16 protein-coding genes are annotated in these 18,883 nt (G+C 71.8%); 8 read left to right on the forward strand and 8 right to left on the reverse strand.

All coding sequences use genetic code 11. The features are described 5' to 3' along the window. Positions 1-108 precede the first annotated feature (108 nt). Positions 109-999, forward strand: coding sequence for a helix-turn-helix domain-containing protein (locus ACFYZZ_RS05550; protein WP_389171862.1), 891 nt, complete (start codon positions 109-111; stop codon positions 997-999). 10 nt (positions 1,000-1,009) lie between these two features. Here ACFYZZ_RS05550 and ACFYZZ_RS05555 read toward each other — a convergent pair whose 3' ends face one another. Beyond that, entirely contained in the window at positions 1,010-1,969 is a 960-nt protein-coding gene (locus ACFYZZ_RS05555; RefSeq protein ID WP_389171865.1) for an alpha/beta hydrolase family protein, read from the reverse strand. Between the two features lie 164 nt (positions 1,970-2,133). Between ACFYZZ_RS05555 and ACFYZZ_RS05560 the strand changes: the two genes are divergently transcribed. Then, entirely contained in the window at positions 2,134-2,730 is a 597-nt protein-coding gene (locus ACFYZZ_RS05560; RefSeq protein ID WP_389171867.1) for a TetR/AcrR family transcriptional regulator, read from the forward strand. A 279-nt stretch (positions 2,731-3,009) separates the two neighbouring features. On the opposite strand, the gene ACFYZZ_RS05565 is transcribed toward ACFYZZ_RS05560, so the two are convergent. Both ACFYZZ_RS05565 and ACFYZZ_RS05570 read right to left on the reverse strand, forming a co-directional pair. Further along, the gene (locus ACFYZZ_RS05565; RefSeq protein WP_389171870.1) at positions 3,010-4,404 is read right to left on the reverse strand and encodes a glycoside hydrolase family 16 protein; all 1,395 of its coding nucleotides are present in this window, start codon (positions 4,402-4,404) and stop codon (positions 3,010-3,012) included. Between the two features lie 184 nt (positions 4,405-4,588). Further along, the gene (locus ACFYZZ_RS05570; protein WP_389171873.1) at positions 4,589-5,836 is read right to left on the reverse strand and encodes an Ig-like domain-containing protein; all 1,248 of its coding nucleotides are present in this window, start codon (positions 5,834-5,836) and stop codon (positions 4,589-4,591) included. Positions 5,837-6,030: 194 nt separating this feature from the next. On the opposite strand from ACFYZZ_RS05570, the gene ACFYZZ_RS05575 reads away from it, so the two are divergent. Then, positions 6,031-8,724, forward strand: a complete 2,694-nt coding sequence (locus ACFYZZ_RS05575; protein WP_389171875.1) for an FAD/NAD(P)-binding protein — start codon at positions 6,031-6,033, stop codon at positions 8,722-8,724. Positions 8,725-8,821: 97 nt separating this feature from the next. Here ACFYZZ_RS05575 and ACFYZZ_RS05580 read toward each other — a convergent pair whose 3' ends face one another. Continuing rightward, a complete protein-coding gene (locus ACFYZZ_RS05580) occupies positions 8,822-9,616 on the reverse strand; it encodes a DUF817 domain-containing protein (protein ID WP_389171878.1) in 795 nt (264 codons plus the stop codon). Between the two features lie 223 nt (positions 9,617-9,839). On the opposite strand from ACFYZZ_RS05580, the gene ACFYZZ_RS05585 reads away from it, so the two are divergent. Beyond that, positions 9,840-11,114: a lipase family protein gene (locus ACFYZZ_RS05585; protein ID WP_389171880.1), complete on the forward strand. Its 1,275-nt coding sequence runs from the start codon at positions 9,840-9,842 to the stop codon at positions 11,112-11,114. Positions 11,115-11,195: 81 nt separating this feature from the next. Here the strand turns inward: ACFYZZ_RS05585 and ACFYZZ_RS05590 are convergent, their stop codons facing one another. Both ACFYZZ_RS05590 and ACFYZZ_RS05595 read right to left on the reverse strand, forming a co-directional pair. After that, positions 11,196-11,942, reverse strand: a complete 747-nt coding sequence (locus tag ACFYZZ_RS05590; protein ID WP_389171883.1) for an IclR family transcriptional regulator — start codon at positions 11,940-11,942, stop codon at positions 11,196-11,198. Then, positions 11,939-12,358 (reverse strand): MarR family winged helix-turn-helix transcriptional regulator, encoded by a 420-nt coding sequence (locus ACFYZZ_RS05595; protein ID WP_389172059.1) that lies wholly within the window; start codon positions 12,356-12,358, stop codon positions 11,939-11,941. Before ACFYZZ_RS05595 ends, ACFYZZ_RS05590 begins: the two co-directional genes overlap by 4 nt. A gap of 216 nt (positions 12,359-12,574) precedes the next feature. On the opposite strand from ACFYZZ_RS05595, the gene ACFYZZ_RS05600 reads away from it, so the two are divergent. The 4 genes from ACFYZZ_RS05600 to ACFYZZ_RS05615 are packed head-to-tail and all read left to right on the forward strand — an operon-like array spanning position 12,575 to position 16,344. Continuing rightward, positions 12,575-13,492, forward strand: coding sequence for an SDR family NAD(P)-dependent oxidoreductase (locus ACFYZZ_RS05600; RefSeq protein ID WP_389171886.1), 918 nt, complete (start codon positions 12,575-12,577; stop codon positions 13,490-13,492). Beyond that, a complete protein-coding gene (locus ACFYZZ_RS05605) occupies positions 13,492-14,367 on the forward strand; it encodes an amidohydrolase family protein (RefSeq protein WP_389172061.1) in 876 nt (291 codons plus the stop codon). Before ACFYZZ_RS05600 ends, ACFYZZ_RS05605 begins: the two co-directional genes overlap by 1 nt. Before the next feature lie 10 nt (positions 14,368-14,377). Beyond that, positions 14,378-15,874 carry an o-succinylbenzoate--CoA ligase gene (menE, locus tag ACFYZZ_RS05610; protein ID WP_389171889.1) on the forward strand — a complete coding sequence of 499 codons (1,497 nt, stop codon included), beginning with the start codon at positions 14,378-14,380 and terminating at the stop codon, positions 15,872-15,874. Positions 15,875-15,888: 14 nt separating this feature from the next. Continuing rightward, positions 15,889-16,344, forward strand: a complete 456-nt coding sequence (locus ACFYZZ_RS05615) for a MaoC family dehydratase (protein ID WP_389171892.1) — start codon at positions 15,889-15,891, stop codon at positions 16,342-16,344. Between the two features lie 4 nt (positions 16,345-16,348). Here ACFYZZ_RS05615 and ACFYZZ_RS05620 read toward each other — a convergent pair whose 3' ends face one another. Together ACFYZZ_RS05620 and ACFYZZ_RS05625 are read right to left on the reverse strand one after the other, a co-directional pair. Beyond that, positions 16,349-17,191 carry a hypothetical protein gene (locus ACFYZZ_RS05620; protein ID WP_389171895.1) on the reverse strand — a complete coding sequence of 281 codons (843 nt, stop codon included), beginning with the start codon at positions 17,189-17,191 and terminating at the stop codon, positions 16,349-16,351. Further along, on the reverse strand, positions 17,191-18,867 hold the full coding sequence (locus ACFYZZ_RS05625; protein ID WP_389171897.1) for a PHP domain-containing protein: 1,677 nt from the start codon (positions 18,865-18,867) through the stop codon (positions 17,191-17,193). Before ACFYZZ_RS05625 ends, ACFYZZ_RS05620 begins: the two co-directional genes overlap by 1 nt. Between the last annotated feature and the right edge of the window lie 16 nt (positions 18,868-18,883).

Below are 18,883 nucleotides of genomic sequence, written 5' to 3' on the forward strand. Positions count from 1 at the left end.
AAAAGTAAAAGTCTGACTTTTTAGAGGGAAGGGAGAGGTGTGTCAGCCTGTGGTGAATGTGGGACAGCGATCGGGCGACAGGGACGGCACGAGCAGGACATGCGAGACATGGCAGGCAGAACACACCGAGGCGACGGTGAGGGAATCAGGACCTTCCCCTTCCCGACGGAGCTGGCCGTCGGCGGCGTCGGCATGCAGGTCGGCCCCATGGGGACCGACCACAGCTGGCACGTCGACGCGCCACTGCACCGTGTCCACCGCATCGACTTCCACGTCGTCATGCTCTTCACCGAGGGCCCTGTCCGGCACATGATCGACTTCGCCGAGTACGAGGCGTCGGCCGGCGACCTGCTGTGGATCCGCCCCGGACAGGTCCACCGGTTCTCCCGGACCAGCCAGTACCGCGGCACCGTGCTGACCATGCAGCCCGGTTTCCTGCCCCGCGCCACCGTCGAGGCCACCGGCCTCTACCGCTACGACCTGCCCCCGCTGCTGCACCCCGAACCGGCACAACTCGCCGCGCTCCAAGCCGGCCTCGACCAGCTGCGCCGTGAGTACGAGGACACCGCGACGCTCCCGCTGAGCCTGCACACGGCCGTGCTCCGGCACACGCTGACCGCGTTCCTGCTGCGTCTGGCCCACCTCGCGGCCAGTTCGGCGGAGTCGTCCCGGGAGCAGGCGGACACCACCTTCACCCTGTTCCGGGACGCCGTCGAGCAGGGGTTCGCCACCAACCACAGCGTCAGCGCGTACGCCGACGCGCTCGGTTACTCCCGCCGCACCCTCGTCCGCGCGGTCGGCGCGGCCACCGGCGAGACGCCGAAGGGGTTCATCGACAAGCGGGTGGTCCTGGAGGCCAAGCGCCTCCTCGCCCACACGGACATGCCGATCGGCCGCGTCGGGGCGGCCGTGGGCTTCCCCGACGCGGCGAATTTCTCCAAGTTCTTCCATCTGCACACCGGCGTCACGCCGGCGGCGTTCCGGGCGGAGCTGCGGTAGAGCTCCCGGGTTACTTGGACTCGACCCGTCCGAGCGGGCTCGGGTCGGCTGCCAGTGCGTCGCACGCCGCCTGCCAGGCGGGATCCCCGGGGTTGAGCCGGCTGCGGAGGTAGGCCCAGGTGAGCCGCTGGATCGCGGCCACGCGCTCGGGGTTCTCGTCCGTGGTCTCGGCGACGTCGTATCCGGAGACCCCGCCGAGGCCGTGTTCCGCGTCGAACAGGGTGAGCAGGGACTTGGGGCCCGGGGAGAGGACGTACGGATCGGCGTGCCAGTCCGGGCCCCGGACCGTCAGGTGGGCGGAGTCGTCCTTGTCGCCGGCGACCACGAGCGTGGGCGTCGTCATCCCGGAGAAGTCCGTGGTCGAGAAGAAGGGCCAGTTCTCGGCCACGAACCCGGTGAGGGCGTCGCCCCCTCGGCCGGGTGCGGCGAGCAGCACCCCCGCCTTGATCCGGGGGTCGGCCAGGTTCACTTCCTTTCCGTCGTCCGGATCGGTGAGCCGGGCGCCCAGCAGCAGGCTCGCGGTGTGCCCGCCCATCGAGTGCCCGGCCACCGCGACCTTGCTCCGGTCCAGGCGTCCGGGGAGTTGCGGGACGGCGGCCTCGATCTCGTCCAGCCGGTCGAGGATGCGCGTCATGTCCTCGGCGCGTGATCGCCAGTACAGAGGGGCCCCGGGGGTGTCGGGATCCAGGGTCAGGGTCCGCGAACTCAGGTGGGTGGGCTGGATCACGACGAAGCCGTGCGCCGCCCAGAAGTTGACGAGGGGTGCGTAGCCGTTCAGTGAGGACAGATGGTTCGAGTAGCCCTGGCCGTGCGAGAGGAGGATGACCGGCAGGTTGGTTCCGGTCACCGGCGCGGAGACGCGCACCTGGAGGTCCACGGCGCGGTCGGGGGCCGGCAGCACCACCGGACCGACCGAGAGGACGGGGGTGGGCGAGCTGAGACTGCCTGCTGTGTAAGTCGATGCACTCACGAGGTGTGTGTCCCTTCGGATGCCTCTGCCGCCGGTCTCGTTCGTCCGGCGGGGGAAGGCGGTCGGGAGCGTCCGGCTTCAGCTACCCTGAAACCGGAACGTCGTTCCGATTAATATACGGAACGCTGTTCCGTTTAGGCAAGGATCATCGGGAGGAGAGCGCGGTGCCCACTGCAGGACAGTCCGGGGAGGTGCCGGCCCGAAGCAGGCGGGCCGACGCACAGCGCAATCAGCAGACGCTGCTTGCCGCCGCCGCCGCGGTGTTCGTCACCTCCGGCGTCGATGCGCCGATCCGTGAGATCGCGGCCAGGGCGGGGGTCGGGGTGGGGACCATCTACCGCCACTTCCCGACGCGGGCGGATCTCGTCGTCGCCGTCTACCGCCACCAGGTCGAGGCCTGCGCCGAGGCCGGCCCGAGCCTGCTGGCCGGTGCCGACTCCCCGTTCGCGGCACTAAGCCAGTGGGTCGACCTCTTCGTCGACTTCCTGGTCACCAAGCACGGCCTCGCCAACGCAATGCAGTCGGACAGCAGCGGTTTCGAGGCGCTGCACACCTACTTCCTCGACCGCCTGGTGCCCGTCTGCGCACAGTTGCTCGACACCGCGGTCGACGCCGGCGAGATCAGGCCCGGTACGCACCCCTACGAACTGATGCGCGGCATCGGCAACCTCTGCATCGGCCGCGACAGCGACCCCCGCTACGACCCCCGCCGACTGGTCGAACTACTCCTTCGGGGGCTGCGGCGACCGCAGTCGGACTGACGGCGACGGTGGTCAGCCGGCGAGTACGGGCCGGCCGATGTCGGACGGCCAGCCGGGCCTGAAACGTGCGGTGAACTCCGCGAAGTCCCTGCGCAGGTAACGCGGATCGGACGGTTTCAGACGGATCTGCTGGCGGCTGTCCGCCCGCTTTCGCAGCCCCGCCGAGCGTGCATCAGCCCGGTCCGGGGAGAGAGCGTGGACTCACTTCCGGACCGGGCTGGATGCGTAGGCCGCGTCGGTCCTGCTCGCGGGGCGGCGTCGGCACCCTCGTCCGTCTTGTCAGTGGCCGAAGTCGAACCAGTTCACGTTCAGGAAGTCGGACGGCTGGCCGCTGGTGAAGGTGAGGTAGACGTCGTGCGTGCCGGTCACCGAGGTGATGTTCGCCGGGATCGTCCGCCAGCTCTGCCAGCCCCCGGTGTTGGACAGGGCGAAGCTGCCGATGGGGGCGTTGCTCCGGCTGTCGAGGCGCACCTCGACCAGGCCGCTGACCCCGGACCCGGCGCCGCTCGCCACCCGCGCGTAGAACTGGGTGGCGGCGGTGGAGCCGAAGTTGACGCCCTTGTAGAGGGCCCAGTCGCCGTTCGCGAGGTATCCGATGTCCTGTCCGCCGCCGGTGTCCGTGGTGGCCTCGGTGCTCACGCCGGACTGGCTGTCGTACGACTCGGCCTGGATCGCGCTGTAGGCGTCCCGGTTGCCGGAGGGCGGGGGAGTGGTGCCGCCGCCCGTGGCCTGGAGCACCTGCACGTAGTCCACGGCCATCGGGTGGTTCGGCTCGGTGCCGCTGTCCGGGCCGCCGCCGAAGGCGGCCGGGAAGCCGCCGCCCATCGCCACGTTCAGGATGACGAAGAAGCCGTGACTGGTGGCGTTGGCCCAGGTGGTCGCGTCGACCTGGTTGGCCCTGACCGTGTGGAAGTTGACGCCGTCGAGGTAGAAGCGGATCTCCTCGGGGCTGGTGGAGCGGTCCCACTCCATCGCGTAGGTGTGGAAGCCCGCCTGGCAGGTGCTGCCGGTGCAGGAGGTGGAGTTGCCGATGCCGGAGGTCTCGTTGCAGGGGCCGCCCGGGTTGGTGCCGCAGTGCATCGTGGCCCAGTCGGTGTTCAGGCCCTGGACGTTCTCCATGATGTCCAGCTCGCCGACGCTCGGCCAGTTCTGGTAGTTGCCGCGGTAGGGCGCGCCCAGCATCCAGAACGCCGGCCAGTAGCCCTTGGCGGCCGCGCCGGTGACGTCGGGCATCTGGATACGGGCCTGCACGCGCAGCTTGCCGCCGGCCGGTGGCTGGAAGTCGGTGCGGGTCGTCTCGATGCGCCCGGAGGTCCAGTTGCCGGACGCGTCGCGGCGCGGCGTGATGAGCAGGTTGCCGTTGCCGTCCAGCGAGACGTTGTTGGTGCTGGAGGTCATCGTCTCGACCTCGCCGGTGCCCCAGTTCGCGGCGCCGCCGGGGTACGAAGTCCCGGTGTCGTACTGCCAGTTGGAGGTGTTGACACCGGAGCCGGCCGAGCCGTTGAAGTCGTCGAGGAAGACCTGCGTCCAGCCCGACGGGGGAGTCGGGGCCGAGGCGCTGGCGGGTGCGGTGGCCGCCGTCGCCACGGCGGCGGCCAGACCGAGCGTGGCGGCCACGGCCACGAGCGCGCGGCGCAGGGCGCGGGGTCTGGGTATGCCGGAGGATTCGCTCATGAGGGAGGGCCTCTCGGGTACGGAGGGGGGTGCGGGAGTGTTGTGAGAGCGCTCCCATGAATGGGGTGAGAGCGCTCTCAAGGTGCCGCCAATGTGCTCCCCGGCCCTGCGGTCGTCAAGAGTTAAAGCAGAGAAACTCCTTTTGTCGCACGGGAGTTCACCCCGTGAAGCCACCCAGACCGGCTCAGACCGCGCTGCCCGCCTTCCACTCGGCCCACGACAGGTTCCACCCGTTGAGCCCGTTGGCCGGGTCCACCGTCTTCTCGCCGGAGTTCTTCACGATCACCACGTCGCCGAGCATCGAACTCTCGTAGAACTTGTAGCCGGCCACGGAGCTGTCGCCGGCGCCCTTGGTGTCGTGCAGGCCGATGCAGCCGTGACTGGCGTTCTGGTGCCCGAACACGGCAGTCGACGCCCAGTAGTTGCCGTGCACGAAGGTGCCGGAGGTGGTGAGTCGCTGGGCGTGCGGCACGTCCGGGATGTCGTACTCGTCGCCGAGACCGACCGTGGACGACTCCATGCGGGTCTGCTGGAACCGCTCGCTGATCACCATGATCCCGGACCAGGTGGTGTGGCCGGAGTCGCCGCCGGTGACCGGGTAGCTGGCGGCGGCCTTCCCGTCCCGGCGGACCGTCATCGTCTTCGTCGCGAGGTCGACCGTGCTGATCTGCTCGCGGCCGATGTGGAAGGTGACGTCCTTGTGCTGGGTGCCGTAGACGCCGTCCGCGCCCTCGACGTCCTTCAGGCGCAGGCTGAGGGTGATCTTCGTGCCGGGGGCCCAATAGGTTTCGGGGCGGAAGTCCAGCCGGGTGTCGCTGAACCAGTGCCCGACCACCTCGACGGCCGGTTCGGCGGTCACCGTGATCGCCTTCTGGACGGCGGCCCGGTCGGCGACGGCGTGCGTGAAGTTGATCGACACCGGCATGCCGACGCCGGAGGTGGAGCCCGCCTCGGGCGTGAAGTAGCCGACGAACGTGGCGCCGGGCGACCTGGTGGTGAACGTCGACACGGCCTCCTCGGCGGCGCCCTCCGCCTTGGCCGTCACCGTGTACTTCGTGCCCGAGTACGGATTGCGGGCCGAAGTCCACTTGATCCTGGCCGAGTCGAGGGTGCCCGCCAGGGTGGAGCCGTCGTTGCCGGTGACATGGACGGAGGTCAACGTGCCGTCGGCGACGGTCACCTCGACGGGGCTGGTGAAATCAGCCTTTTTCGTGCCGGCCGCGGGCGTGACGGCGATGGTCGCCTTCTTCGTCGTCGCGGCCCGCGCGGACGCCGTGGCGCCCTTGCCGTCCGATGCCGCCGAGGCATCGGCCGAGGAGCTGCAGCCCGCCAGGGCGACGGCCGGTACCGCTCCGAGAGCGGCGAGGATCCCGCGCCGGGACCACCCGCGAGCCCGCTGTCCGGACCGGTTCGATATGTGCGACACGCCCACGACACGCCTTCCTGAGTTGTCTCTCCGTGCGTGGGCATCCTGCGCCGCTTCTCTGGGCCGGCCCTTTGAATCCGTGGGGTGCTCCCTGAGATTCCGATGAGGACACGCCGAGACGGCTGGAAGTCGTGGTTGTGGGGGCCCGGACCCGGTCGGAAGAGTGAAGAAACAGTTTCACCGACCCGCCGGAGGTATACATGACCGACGTCCGCAAGCGGCACACCGTGGCCATCGTCGGAGCCGGCGCGGCAGGCGCCCTGACCACCGTTCAGCTCTGCGAGACGGCGACCCGCCGCCGGACTCCCCTCGACGTCGTCCTGATCGACGCGGCCCCCGAGGCGGGCCGGGGCACCGCCTACGCCACCCGTGACCCACGCCACCGCCTGAACGTGCCCGCCGGCAACATGAGCGCCTACCCCGACGATCCGGGCCACTTCACCCGCTGGCTGTGCCGGCACGGCGAACCCGAGGTCACCGGCGCCGACTACGCCACCCGCTACCGCTACGGCGCCTACCTCGCCGACACCCTCGGCCAGGCGATCGTCCGCGCCCACGGCACGGTCGCCGTACGCCGGCTGCGCACCCGGGCGGAGGGCTGCGACGGCACCCCCGACGGCGGGGTGGAGCTGAGCCTCGCCGACGGGGGACACCTGACCGCCGACGCCGCCGTCCTCGCCACCGGACCCGCCGCCGCGACCGCCGCATGGGCTCCGCCCGCCCTGCACGCCTCGCCTCGCTTCGTCGGCACGCCGTGGGCGCCGGGCGCGCTGGACGAGGCCCTGGAATGCCCCTCGGCCGGCGCCCGGGACGGCAGCGACGACGTGCTGCTCGTCGGCACGGGCCTGACCGCCGTCGACCTGGCGCTGACCCTCGACCGCCCCGGCCGCACCCTCCACGCCCTCTCCCGCAACGGCCTGCTGCCCCAGCCGCACACGCTCGGTCCGGCCGCCGTGATGCCCGCGCCGCAGGATTTGCACGACACGTCCCTGGGCCGACTGCGCCGCGCCGTCTACCGGCACCTCAGCCGCTCGGTCCGCACCCACGGCGACTGGCGCCCCGGCCTCGACAGCCTCCGCCCGCACATCACGCGCCTGTGGCACAGCCTCACCCTCGAGGAGCGGGAGGAGTTCCTCGCCCGCGAGGGCGCCCTGTGGAACACCCACCGCCACCGCATGGCCCCCGCCACCGCCGAGCACGTCTCCCGGGCCCGCACCGCGCGCCGCCTCCAGGTCCACACGGGCAGGGTCGTGCGGGCCACGGCGTGCGACGGCGGAGGGCTCGCCGTCGAGCTGTCGGGCGGCCGTACGCTGCACGTGGGTTGGGTGGTCGACTGCACCGGCCCGGGGCGGAACCTCGACGACCCGCTCTGGCATGGGCTGTTCGCGTCCGGGGCGGCGGTTCCCGGCCCGCTCGGAATCGGCGCCGCGACCCGGGACGGCCGCCTCCTCGACGCCCGGGGCGGCGTGGGGCTCCCGCTGTTCACGCTGGGTGCCCCGCGCCGGGGCGAGCTGTGGGAGACCACCGCGATCCCCGAAATCCGCGTCCAGGCAGCCGAGTTGGCCCAGCAGCTGCTGGCCCCGCTCACCCCGAGGCGCCGTACGACCCGCCGCCCCGTCGACGGGCACGGCCTCGCCCTGACCACCCATGCCGAGGCGGCCGCCGCCTACCGAGGCGGGCTCGACCGGGTCCTCAAGGTCCGCTCCGGAGCCCCGCAGGCCTTCGCCCGCGCGGTCGCCCTCGACCCCGGCTTCGCCCTCGGCCACGCCGCCCTGGCGCTGCTGGGCCACGAGTGCGGGGCCGCCGTCGACGTGCCCCGCGCCCTCGCCGACGCACAGCGCTCGGCCCGCGAGCGGGCCGACTCACGTGAGCGGTCCTTCGTGGACGTCGTCACGCGGCGGATCACCGGCGACGACGGGGACGAGGCGCTCGTACGACACCTGCGGACCTACCCCGCCGACGCGCTCGCGCTCGCCGCCGCCGTGCCCACCATCGCCTTCTCCGGGGTCAGCGACCTGCACGACGACGACGCGCTCGGTCTGCTCCGACTGACGTCACCGGCGTACGACGGGCACTGGTTCCACACCTCGCTGCTCGCCTTCCTGCGCCAGGAGGAGGGCCGCCTGCACGAGGCGGGCGAGCTGGCGCACCGGGCGCTGGCGGTCGAGCCCGCCTCGGGGCACGCCGTGCACGCCCTGGCGCACGTGCACTACGAGTCGGGCGCGCACGAGGCCGGACGTGACTGGCTGGACCGCTGGGTGTCGGGCCGGGGCCGGGGCGCGGTCCACCGGGCGCACTTCTCCTGGCACATCGCGCTGCACGAACTCGCCCTGGACGACCCGGCGGCGGTCCGCAGGCGCTGGTTCGCACAGCTCGCGCCCGGCCGGGTCACCGGAATGCGGGCCCTGGTCGACTCGGGGTCGCTGCTGTGGCGGGCGCGGCTGAGCGACAGCTGGCGGGGCGAACTGCCCGCGGCCGACGTGCTGGAGGCGGTCGAGCGGGAGGTGCTGGAGCGGCCGGCGACGGCGTTCACCGCGCTGCATGTCGCGGTCGCCCGCACCGCCGCCGGGGACCTGCCCGCGCTGCGCCGGCTGCGCGATCACGCCCTGGGAGCGGACCAGGTGCAACGCGAGGTCGTCGCCCCGCTGTGCGAGGCGCTGGCCGCACTCGTCGAGGAACGCTTCGTGGAGGCGGCCCGTGGCCTGGACGCGCTGCTGCCCGTGCTGCGCAGCGTCGGCGGCAGCGCGGCCCAGCGGGAGGTCGTCGAGGAGACACTGCTGTACGCGCTCGTGGCGGCGGGCCGCAGTGACGCCGCCCGCCGCCTCCTGGACACCCGCCTCGACCGCAAACCGGCCCCCCGGGACCGACGGTTGCTGGCCGGCCTGTCCGGCTGACCGGACGTCCGCCGCCACCGGAGCCCCGACTCGATCAGCTGTCGGAAGCCGCGGCCCCAGGCTCCCCCCCTGCCCGGGGAGCCTGGGGCGACGGCAGTCACCGGGGTGCGGAGGGTGTCCTGGACCGGCCGAACGCCGCGAGGACGAACGTGACGCTGATGAGCAGTGCCCAGGCGCCGAACTTGCCGACGTCGACGGGCTGCCAGCCGTGCAGCTGGTACGGGTAGCGCCACGCGCCCACATAGGTGGCGAGGTTCTCCGCCAGCCACAGGAAGAACCCGATCAGGGTGAAGGACAGCGCGAGCGGCATGCGCCGCCGTGTCCCGCGCACCGTGAAGTGCACGGTGGTGCCCGCGGTGACGGCCACGAGGAGGGCCGCCAGCGGCCAGCGGACGTCGGGCAGCCAGTGGTGGCTGAAGAAGTTGACGTAGACGGCGGCGGCCACCAGGGCCGTCGCCCGCGGCCGGTAGCGGACCACCTCGAGGTCGAACAGGTGCCAGGCCCGGCAGATGTAGCTGCCGACGGCCGCGTAGAGGAAGCCTCCGTACAGCGGGACGCCCGCGAACTTCAGCACGGCCGGTTCCGGGTAGCTCCACGAGCCGAGCGAGACCTTCACCAACTCGAAGGCGAGACCGATGACATGGCAGGCGGCGATGACGGCGACGTCGCGTCCGCTCTCCCAGCCGCGCCGCCAGAACAGCAGCGTGAGGAGCACGCCGTAGCAGGCGAGCAGGTCGTAGCGGGCCACCGGCAGCGGTGGCAGCAGGGCCGATGCCGCCACTCCGGACAACAGGGCGATGGCGAAGGCGCAGGCCCGGGTCTGGGTCCAGGTGAAGTCGAGCAACTGGCTGATCGGGGACGCCGGGAAGCCGGCCGGATGTGTAGTGGGCATGGTGATCAGGAGGACGACATCGGGCCCGTCTCCGGTTGCCCGAGGAGCCGATCGGCCCTGCCACCACGCTAGTCACCGGCGCACAGCCCTGCCCCCGCCGGTTCGTCGTCCTTTAACTATCAGCGCTTACCTACGCCTCCGTAACCTCTCGGCCTGCTCAGCTTCACTCTTCACCCCAAAGAAGGGACGCTCTGAGGTGAACTCCCCGAGGCCCAGGAAGCCGTTGCCGAAGAGAGCCGCACTGCTCGCCGCCGCCGCGGGCCTGCTCGGCGGACTGCTGGCGATGCCGGCGGTGACCGCGGAGGCCGGGACGCCGGAGGCGTGCTCCGCCGCCGACGCCGACATCTACCGGCCCCCGGACAGCCCCACCGTCGCACCGGGCGCCGTCGTCGCCTGCCGCAAGGTCGACTCGCTGCCCATGGTGATCGGCGGTCCCCCGCTGAACGCCTGGAAGGTGCAGTACGGCTCCACCGACGGGCGGGGCCGGCCGGTCTCCGTCGTCGGCACCGTCGTCGTACCGCAGAAGCCGTGGACCGGACCGGGCGAGCGGCCGCTGGTCGCGTTCGTGCCCGGCACCCTCGGCATCGGACCGCAGTGCGCGTTCTCCAAGCAGCTCGCGGGCCAGTACCAGGACGCCTACGAGGGCCCGAACATCGCGGCGCTGCTCAACGCCGGTTACGCCGTCGCCGCGACGGACGGCCAGGGCTACATGGACGGCCAGGTCCACCCCTACGCCTCCGGAGTGGAGGCCGGTCACGCCACCCTCGACATGGCCCGCGCGGCCTCCCGGATGCCCGGCGCCGGGGTGAGCCCCGCTGCCGAGGTCGGGATCTGGGGCTACTCGGAGGGCGGTTCCGGCAGCCTGTGGGCGGCCCAGCTCGCCCGGTCGTACGCCCCCGAACTGAAGGTCGTGGGCTCTGCCTCCGGCGGGACCCCCACCGACCTCAAGCAGGTGGCGAGCAACCTCGACGGACAGTTCTTCGCCGGGTTCCTGGTGGACGCGTTCATCGGTCTGTCCGTCACCCATCCCGACATGCCGTTCGACGGCCTCCTCAACGACAGTGGCCGCAAGGCCGTCAAGGACGCCGAGTCGCTGTGCGCGGTCGGTACCGTGAGCCGCTTCCCGGGCGCGCGGATCGAGCAGTACACCAGGGACGGGCTGACGCTCGACCAGATCTACGCCCTGCACGGCTCCGACGGCACCACCTGGGGCGACGCCGTCGAGGCCAACAAACTGGGCGCCGGGGTCGGCACCCCCGGCTCGGGCGCCCGCTACGAGATCGGCTTCCCGGTGCTGCAGTACCGCGGCCTGCTGGACGAGGTGATCCCCGCCCGGATGGCGGGCGAGACCCGCCGCGCCTACTGCGCCGCCGGCATCACCACCCGCTGGACCTCGTACGTGGGCGACCACCTCACCGGCGACGCCCAGGCGGTCGCCGACGTGGTGTCCTGGCTCGGCGACCGGTTCGACGGGAAGGCGGACACCGGGAACTGCTGACCCCTCGCACGGGCACAGCCGTACGACAGAGGTCCCCGCGCCGGAGCACGACGGCGCGGGGACCTCACCGTCCCGGGCGCTTCACGGCCGCCAGCCGAGCGCGCGGGATATCCCACGCGCCGCCAGCCGCACCGCCGGGATCAACACCGGTGTCCGGGCGCCCTCCTGGGGCACGACCACCGAGACCGCCGCGACCACGCCGCCGCTCCGGTCGCGGATCGCTGCCGCCACCGACAGGGCGTCGTCGGTGATCTGACGGTTGCTCACCGCGACGCCGGTGTGCCGGACTTCGGCCAGAGTGCGGCGCAGCCGGGCCGGGTCGGTGATCGTGTACGGCGTGAAGGAGGCGAGCGGTCCGGTGCAGTACTCCTCCTGGAAGCCGGGTTCCGCGTGGGCGAGGAGGGCGAGTCCGACCCCGGTTGCATGCAGCGGCCAGCGGGCGCCGACGCGGATGTGCACGCCGACCGCCGACCGCCCCGACAGCCACTCGATGTAGACGACCTCCGCATCGTCGCGCACCGCCAACTGCACGTTCTCGTGGGTGGCTTCGTACAGGTCCTCCAGGTACGGCAGCGCGACCTGCCGGAGCGCCAGGCCCCGCGGGGCGAGTGCGGCCAGCTCCCACAGGCGCAGGCCCACGTGGTAGATGCCGAAGTCGTCCCGCTCCAGGGCGCCCCACGCGGCGAGGGCGCGCACCAGCCGGTGCGCGGTGCTCAGGCTGAGCCCGGCCCGGCGGCCGATGTCCGTCAGGGACAGCGCCGGGTGCGCGTGGTCGAACGCGGCGAGCACGGCCAGCAGCCGCTCGTGCGCCGAGCGGGCGGCGGTCATGGCTGGTCGGCGACCCGCAGGAGCAGCGCGTGCAGCGTCTCGCGCTCGGCAGGGCCGAGTGGAGCCAGCAGGTCGTTCGTCACCCTCAGGCCCGCCTCGTCGGTGTCGCGCAGGAACGTACGGCCCTCCTCGGTCAGTACGACGATCCTGCTGCGCCGGTCGTCGGGGGAGGGGCGGCGCTCGGCGAAGCCCAGCTTCTCCAGGTCGTCGACCAGGCCCACGATCGCGCTCGGGTCGTAGCCGAGCCGGGTGCTCAGCTCGCGCTGCAGCGCGCCCTCGGAGGTGGCGAGGAAGCGCAGCACCGCGTAGTGCCGCAGCCGCAGCCCGGACTCCTGGAGGAAGGAGTTGAACATCTGCCCGGAGCGCAGGCCGAGGCGGTACAGCAGATAGCCCGTGTCCGCGTGCAGCCCGCGCATCCACGGCTCGTCCGCGTCGATCGGGCTCGGGTTCTTGGTGTGCCGGCGGGTGATGGCGGGCCCCCTGGTCTCGGTCTTCTCGGCTGGGTGGAGCCCAGCATGCCGCATCCGAAGGGCGGCAACAACTATTGACGACAACAATTATTGCTCTTAGCTTCGATCTCGTGGACGCGTCCGTCCGCCTCCCGAGCCGTTCCCGTCCGAAAGGACCCGCACGTGCCCCCCATCGATCTCACCGGCAAGGCCGCCGTCGTCACCGGCGGCGGCCGCGGCCTCGGCCTCGCCTACGCCCACGCCCTCGCCGCCCACGGCGCCTCGGTGGTCGTCAACGACGTCGACGAGGCCGTGGCCGAGCAGGCCGTGAAGTCCCTCACCGAGGCCGGCGGCACCGCCGTGGCCGAGGTGGTCCCGGTCGGCACCGCCGAGGCCGCCGACCGGCTGGTCGCCCGCGCGGTCGAGGCGTTCGGCCGGCTCGACGTCCTGGTCACCAACGCCGGCATCCTGCGCGACAAGGTGCTGTGGAAGATGACCGACGAGGACTTCGACGCCGTGGTCACCACCCACCTCAGGGGCACCTTCACCTGCGCCCGCGCCGCCGCCGTCCGCATGCGCGAGCAGGGCGAGGGCGGCACCCTCATCCTGGTCGGCTCCCCGGCCGGGCAGCGCGGCAACTTCGGGCAGACCAACTACGCCGCCGCCAAGGCAGGCATCGCCGCCATGGCCCGTACCTGGTCGATGGAGCTGGCCCGCGCGCGGATCACCGTCAACGCGATCGTGCCGGTCGCCGCGACCGCGATGACCGAGACGATCCCGGCCTTCGCCCCCTACGTCGAGGCGATGCGGGGCGGCGAGGCGCTGCCGGACTTCCTGCGCAAGGGCGAGGGCTTCGGCACCCCCGAGGACTGCGCGGCCCTCGTGCCCTTCCTCGCCTCCGAGGCGGCGCGCGGCATCACCGGCCAGGCCATCGGTATCGGCGGCGACAAGGTGGCACTCTGGTCGCACCCGCAGGAGATCCGGGCGGCGTACGCGGACGGCGGCTGGAGCCCCGAGGCGCTGGCCGACGCCTGGCACACCTCGGTGGGCGCCGAACCCCAGACGGTCGGCATCCCGGCCCCGAAGGTTCCGGAGGCGTGATGGACATCGAGGACCTGGTCGCCATCGACGTCCACACCCACGCGGAGGTGTCCTCGAAGGGCCACTCCTCCCTGGACGACGACCTGCACGCCGCCTCCGCCGCCTACTTCAAGGTCGAGGGCAGGCGGAAGCCCACCCTGGAGGAGACGGCCGCCTACTACCGCGAGCGGAGGATGGCCGCGGTGATCTTCACGGTGGACGCCGAGTCCGCCACCGGCACCGCGCCCGTCCCGAACGAGGAGGTGGCCGAGGCGGCCGCGGCCAACGCGGACGTCCTGATCCCCTTCGCCTCCGTCGACCCCTTCCGCGGGAAGGCCGGTGTACGGCAGGCCCGCCGGCTGGTGGAGGAGTACGGGGTGAAGGGCTTCAAGTTCCACCCCAGCATTCAGGGCTTCTTCCCCAACGACCGTGCGGTCGCGTACGCGTTGTACGAGGTGATCGAGGAGACCGGTGCCATCGCCCTGTTCCACACGGGCCAGACCGGCATCGGCGCCGGCGTGCCCGGCGGGGGCGGCATCCGCCTGAAGTACTCCAACCCGCTGCATGTGGACGACGTCGCCGCCGACTTCCCGCAGCTGAAGATCATCCTGGCGCATCCCTCGTTCCCCTGGCAGGACGAGGCCCTGGCCGTCGCCACCCACAAGCCGGGCGTGCACATCGACCTGTCCGGCTGGTCGCCGAAGTACTTCCCGCCGCAGCTGGTGCAGTACGCCAACACACTGCTGAAGGACAAGGTCCTGTTCGGCTCCGACTTCCCCGTCCTCACCCCGGACCGCTGGCTCGCCGACTTCGCCGAGCTGCCCGTCAAGGACGAGGTCAGGCCGAAGATCCTCAAGGAGAACGCCGCCCGCCTGCTCGGGCTGACGAAACCGTAAGGGGTGCCGGATGCGCAACGAGGGACTGGGGTCGTGGCCCGCACGCCGGGCCCGCAAGACCCCGCACCGCACAGCGCTGGTACACGGTGACCGGTCGACCGACTACCGCACACTGCACACCCGCACCACCCGGCTGGCCCGGGCCCTGCGCGCCCGGGGCGTCCGCCGCGGCGACCGCGTCGCCTACCTCGGACCCAACCACCCCGCCTACCTGGAGACCCTGTTCGCGGCCGGCCTGCTCGGCGCCGTCTTCGTCCCGCTCAACACCCGCCTCGCCGGTCCCGAACTCGCCTACCAGCTGGCCGACTCCGGCGCCCGGGTCCTCGTCCACGCCCCCGCCCGCACCGCACTGCCCGACGCCCCCGAGGTGCGGACGTACGTCGAAGTGGGCGCCGCGTACGAGGAGTTGCTGGCGTCGGCGGACGACGAGCCGATCGACGAACCGGTCACTCCCGACGACACCTGCATCATCATGTACACCTCGGGTACGACCGGCCGGCCCAAGGGGGCCATGCTCACCCACGGCAACCTCACCTGGAACGCGATCAACGTCCTGGTGGACACCGACCTGACCGCCGACGAACGCGCCCTGGTCTCGGCCCCGCTGTTCCACACGGCCGGCCTGAACATGCTGACGCTGCCGGTCCTGCTGAAGGGCGGCACCTGTGTCCTGGTGGAGTCCTTCGACCCCGAGGCCACCTTCGACCTGGTCGAACGGCACCGGATCACCTTCATGTTCGGCGTGCCGACCATGTTCGACCAGATCGCCCGGCACCCCCGCTGGCCCGCCGCCGACCTGTCCTCGCTCAGAATCCTCACCTGCGGCGGCTCACCCGTCCCCACACCGCTCATCGCCGCCTACCAGGAGCGCGGCCTGACCTTCCTGCAGGGCTACGGCATGACCGAGGCCGCGCCCGGCACCCTGTTCCTCGACGCCGAGCACGCGGTGAGCAAGGCCGGCTCGGCAGGCGTACCGCACTTCTTCAGCGACGTCCGGGTCGTGCGGCCCGACCTCACCCCGGTGGACGTGGGCGAGACCGGCGAGGTCGTCGTGCGCGGGCCGCACGTCATGTCCGGCTACTGGGGACTGCCCGAGGAGTCGGCCGCCTCCTTCGCCGACGGCTGGTTCCGCAGCGGGGACGCGGCCCGTGTCGACGCCGACGGCTACGTGTACATCGTCGACCGCACGAAGGACATGATCATCTCGGGCGGGGAGAACGTCTACCCCGCCGAGATCGAGGACCTGCTGCTCGCCCACCCCGGCATCGCCGAGTGCGCGGTCATCGGTGTCCCGGACGACACGTGGGGCGAGGTGCCCCGCGCGGTCGTCGTACCCGAGGCGGGCGTGGACCTCGACCCGGACGAGGTGTTGGCCTCGCTGGCCGGCCGGCTCGCCAAGTACAAGATCCCCAAGTCGCTGGTGGTCGCGGACGAACTCCCGCGCACCGCCTCCGGAAAGCTCCTCAAGCCCCGGGTGCGCAAGCACTTCGGTCACCGACTCCCGTAAGGAAAAGGCACCTCATGAGCGTCACCGTCAACGGTCTGGACGAGCTGAAGAAGCTGGCCGGCAGCGACCTCGGCACCAGCGAGTGGATCGAGGTCACCCAGGAACGCATCGACACCTTCGCCGACGCCACCGGCGACCACCAGTGGATCCATGTGGACCGTGAGCGCGCCGAGGAGGGCCCGTTCGGCGCCCCGATCGCCCACGGCTACCTCACCCTCTCCCTGTTCATCCCGCTCTTCACCGAGCTGCTGGACGTCCAGGGCGTGACCACGAAGGTCAACTACGGGCTGAACAAGGTGCGTTTCCCCGCCCCGGTGAAGGTGGGCTCACGCATCCGGCTCGCCGCGCGGCTCGCCTCCGTCGACGAGGTGCCGGGCGGGGTGCAGATCGCCGTCGACGGCACGATGGAGATCGACGGCGGCGGGAAGCCCGCCGCCGTCCTGCAGAGTCTCTCCCGCTTCTACGCGTGAGCGGCTACTGCTGCCGGTAGGCGTACACGGTCGTCGCGACCGCGCACACGCCCGGCGGGATCACCTCGGCCCGCAGCGTGCCGCTGCCCGGGTCGTAGTCGACGCCCTCCGCCTCGAACGTGCCGGTGCACACGCTCTTCTGCGGCAGACCGAACAGGCTCGTCACCGTGCCGGTGACGGGCTTGCCGTCCAGCGGGTGCGGCAGGTCGACCCGCAGCAGCGGCCTGCTCTGCGGGAAGAGCGCGCCGGAGGCGTCGTCCGAGGCGCACACCAGCCGGGTGGCGGTGACGAAGTCACAGCCCTGGATGTCCCGCACCGGCCTGTCCAGGCTGATCTGCCCGGCCTGCGCCAGCGACCCGCCGGTGGCCGGAGTGGCCGGGTTGAGCAAGGGCGCCGGGAACACCTGGAGCCGGTTCTGGTCGCCCCACTCGCCCGACACCAGCCACTGGCCGTCGGGCGAGACGGTGGCGAAGGAGTTGTTCACCTTCTCGCCCGGATCCAGCTGGTGCACGTAGTCGTACCGCTTCCCGGACGGCGTGGTGACCGCGTACATCTTCGACGTGGCCGTGTCGGCGCCCTGGTAGGCGTCGAAGACGTAGCCGCGCGTGATGTCCGGGTCGCCCACGTGGTTCCAGCCCTTGATCCGCAGGTCCAGCGGGATGTCCAGCAGACCGCGGTGCAGCAGCGAACCGTCCGCCCGGCTCGCGAGCCCCTGACCGCCGCCGAGGGTGTCGGTGTACGACGTCCCGGCCTGCGCCCACTGGGGGCCCTCGGCGGCGGAGGCGCTCGGGGCGCCCAGGGCGAGCGCGCCCAATAAGGCGGTGAGGGTGAGGAGATGGCGTCTCATCAGGCTCCTGCCACGTCGACGAAGATGGGGTTGGAATAGAACCACGTATCGGCCCACGGGTCACCGTTTCCGGGTTCGTGGGTGATCGGACCGTGCGGGTCGATCGCCGCGCCGAGGTATCCGGCGCCGTGCCGGTTGCCGTCGCTGCCGCGCAGCCGCACGTAGAAGGACTCGTCCCCCGCGGTGAGCGGGATGCGCAGCGTGTACGTGCCGTTGCGGCCGCTGACGTCCTTGCTGTGGGCGACCTTGGTGTCGGGCGCCTGCCAGCTGTCGCGGTCGGCGGCCGGGCCGCGCACCGCGCCCCGGATCACGTCCACGTGCGCCAACCGGGGCAGGATTCCCTGCGGGTTGGCCCGGGAGGCGGTGGTCACCGTCACGTACAGCGTGAGCTTCTCGCCCCTGCGGACGCGCAGCCGTCCGCCCAGCGTGACGCCCCGCCCGAAGTCGCAGTCCCGCTTCAGTCGCACGTCGAGCCCGTCGAGCAGATGCCCGTGGTCCAGCCAGACGCGGCCCGCGCGCAGGCCGGCCATCACGGCACGGTAGCCGTAGCGGGTCACACCGACGTGGGTGCGGCTGAACTCGCCCGGCCAGAAGTCGCTGCCGGGCTGCGGGGTGTCGGTGTCGACGGGGTCGGGCAGCCTGCCGGTGTTGTCGAAGTTCTGGCCGGGCTGCCAGTCGCCGTTCTTCCAGGTGTCGAAGACGGTCCGGTGGTTGTCGGAGTTGGTGGTGATCGAGAACAGCCTGCCCTCGGCCAGCATCGAGTCCCACAGACCGCCGACGGTCGCGGTCGCCCAGTCGAAGCCGCCGTAGGTGAGGTAGGCGTCCGCCGGGTAGCCGGCGAAGGAATTGGCGGACGGCTTGTTCTCGTACTCGCCGCGGATCGACGTCGAGCCGCGCCAGTCGGGGATGGCCGCGCCCTGGGCGCCGGGAGCACCCTCCATGCCGATCATGATCTCGGGCGCCGCGTCCCGCCAGTTGCGCATCTCGTGCGGGGAGTCGATGCCGAGGCGCAGCGGGTGGTTGGCCAGGACGAGGACGTCGTCGATGTAGCCGGTGCGGCGCTGCTCGGCCAGCCACTGGATGGCCTTGACGGCATGGGCCTCGTTGCGGGTCGTGTTGGCGTTGGCCGGGGCGCCGTCGGTGTAGCCGAGCAGCTTGCCGTCGTAGGCCAGCTCGAACCGGGTGAGCAGGTCGACCTCGTGGGGGCCGGGGGCGGCGAAGACCGTGCAGTGCTCGGCGGCCGGGATGTACCACTCCAGGCCCTGGAAGATCAGCTGGCGCGGGTTCTCGGCGCGGGCCTTGAGGATCTCCTGGTGTTCCAGCGCGGCGCCGTAGTGGGCGTGCCCGAAGTTGGAGTGCTCGTTGAACACCATCCAGTCCAGGCCGTACCTGGCGGCGGCCTGGGCCTGCTGCGAGAACGTGTACTTGGCGTCGTGGCTGTACACGGAGTGGACGTGATGGTCGCCCACGAGGTAGGCGAGATGCGGGTCGTCGCCGCCGAAGCCCTCTTTGTGGGAGGCGGCGGCGAAGACGGGCGTCGCGGCCGGGCCGAGGGCGAACGCGGCGCCGAACAGGCCGGCACGGCGCAGGAGTCCGCGTCTCGACACGCCCTGCGCGTCGAGGGATGCGGCGGACACGGACGGGTCGGCCCAGGCGGGCAGCTGCTGCTCGGTCATGATCGTCAAGGTCCTC

The organism is Streptomyces sp. NPDC001816, from assembly GCF_042892235.1.
Taxonomy (GTDB): domain Bacteria; phylum Actinomycetota; class Actinomycetes; order Streptomycetales; family Streptomycetaceae; genus Streptomyces.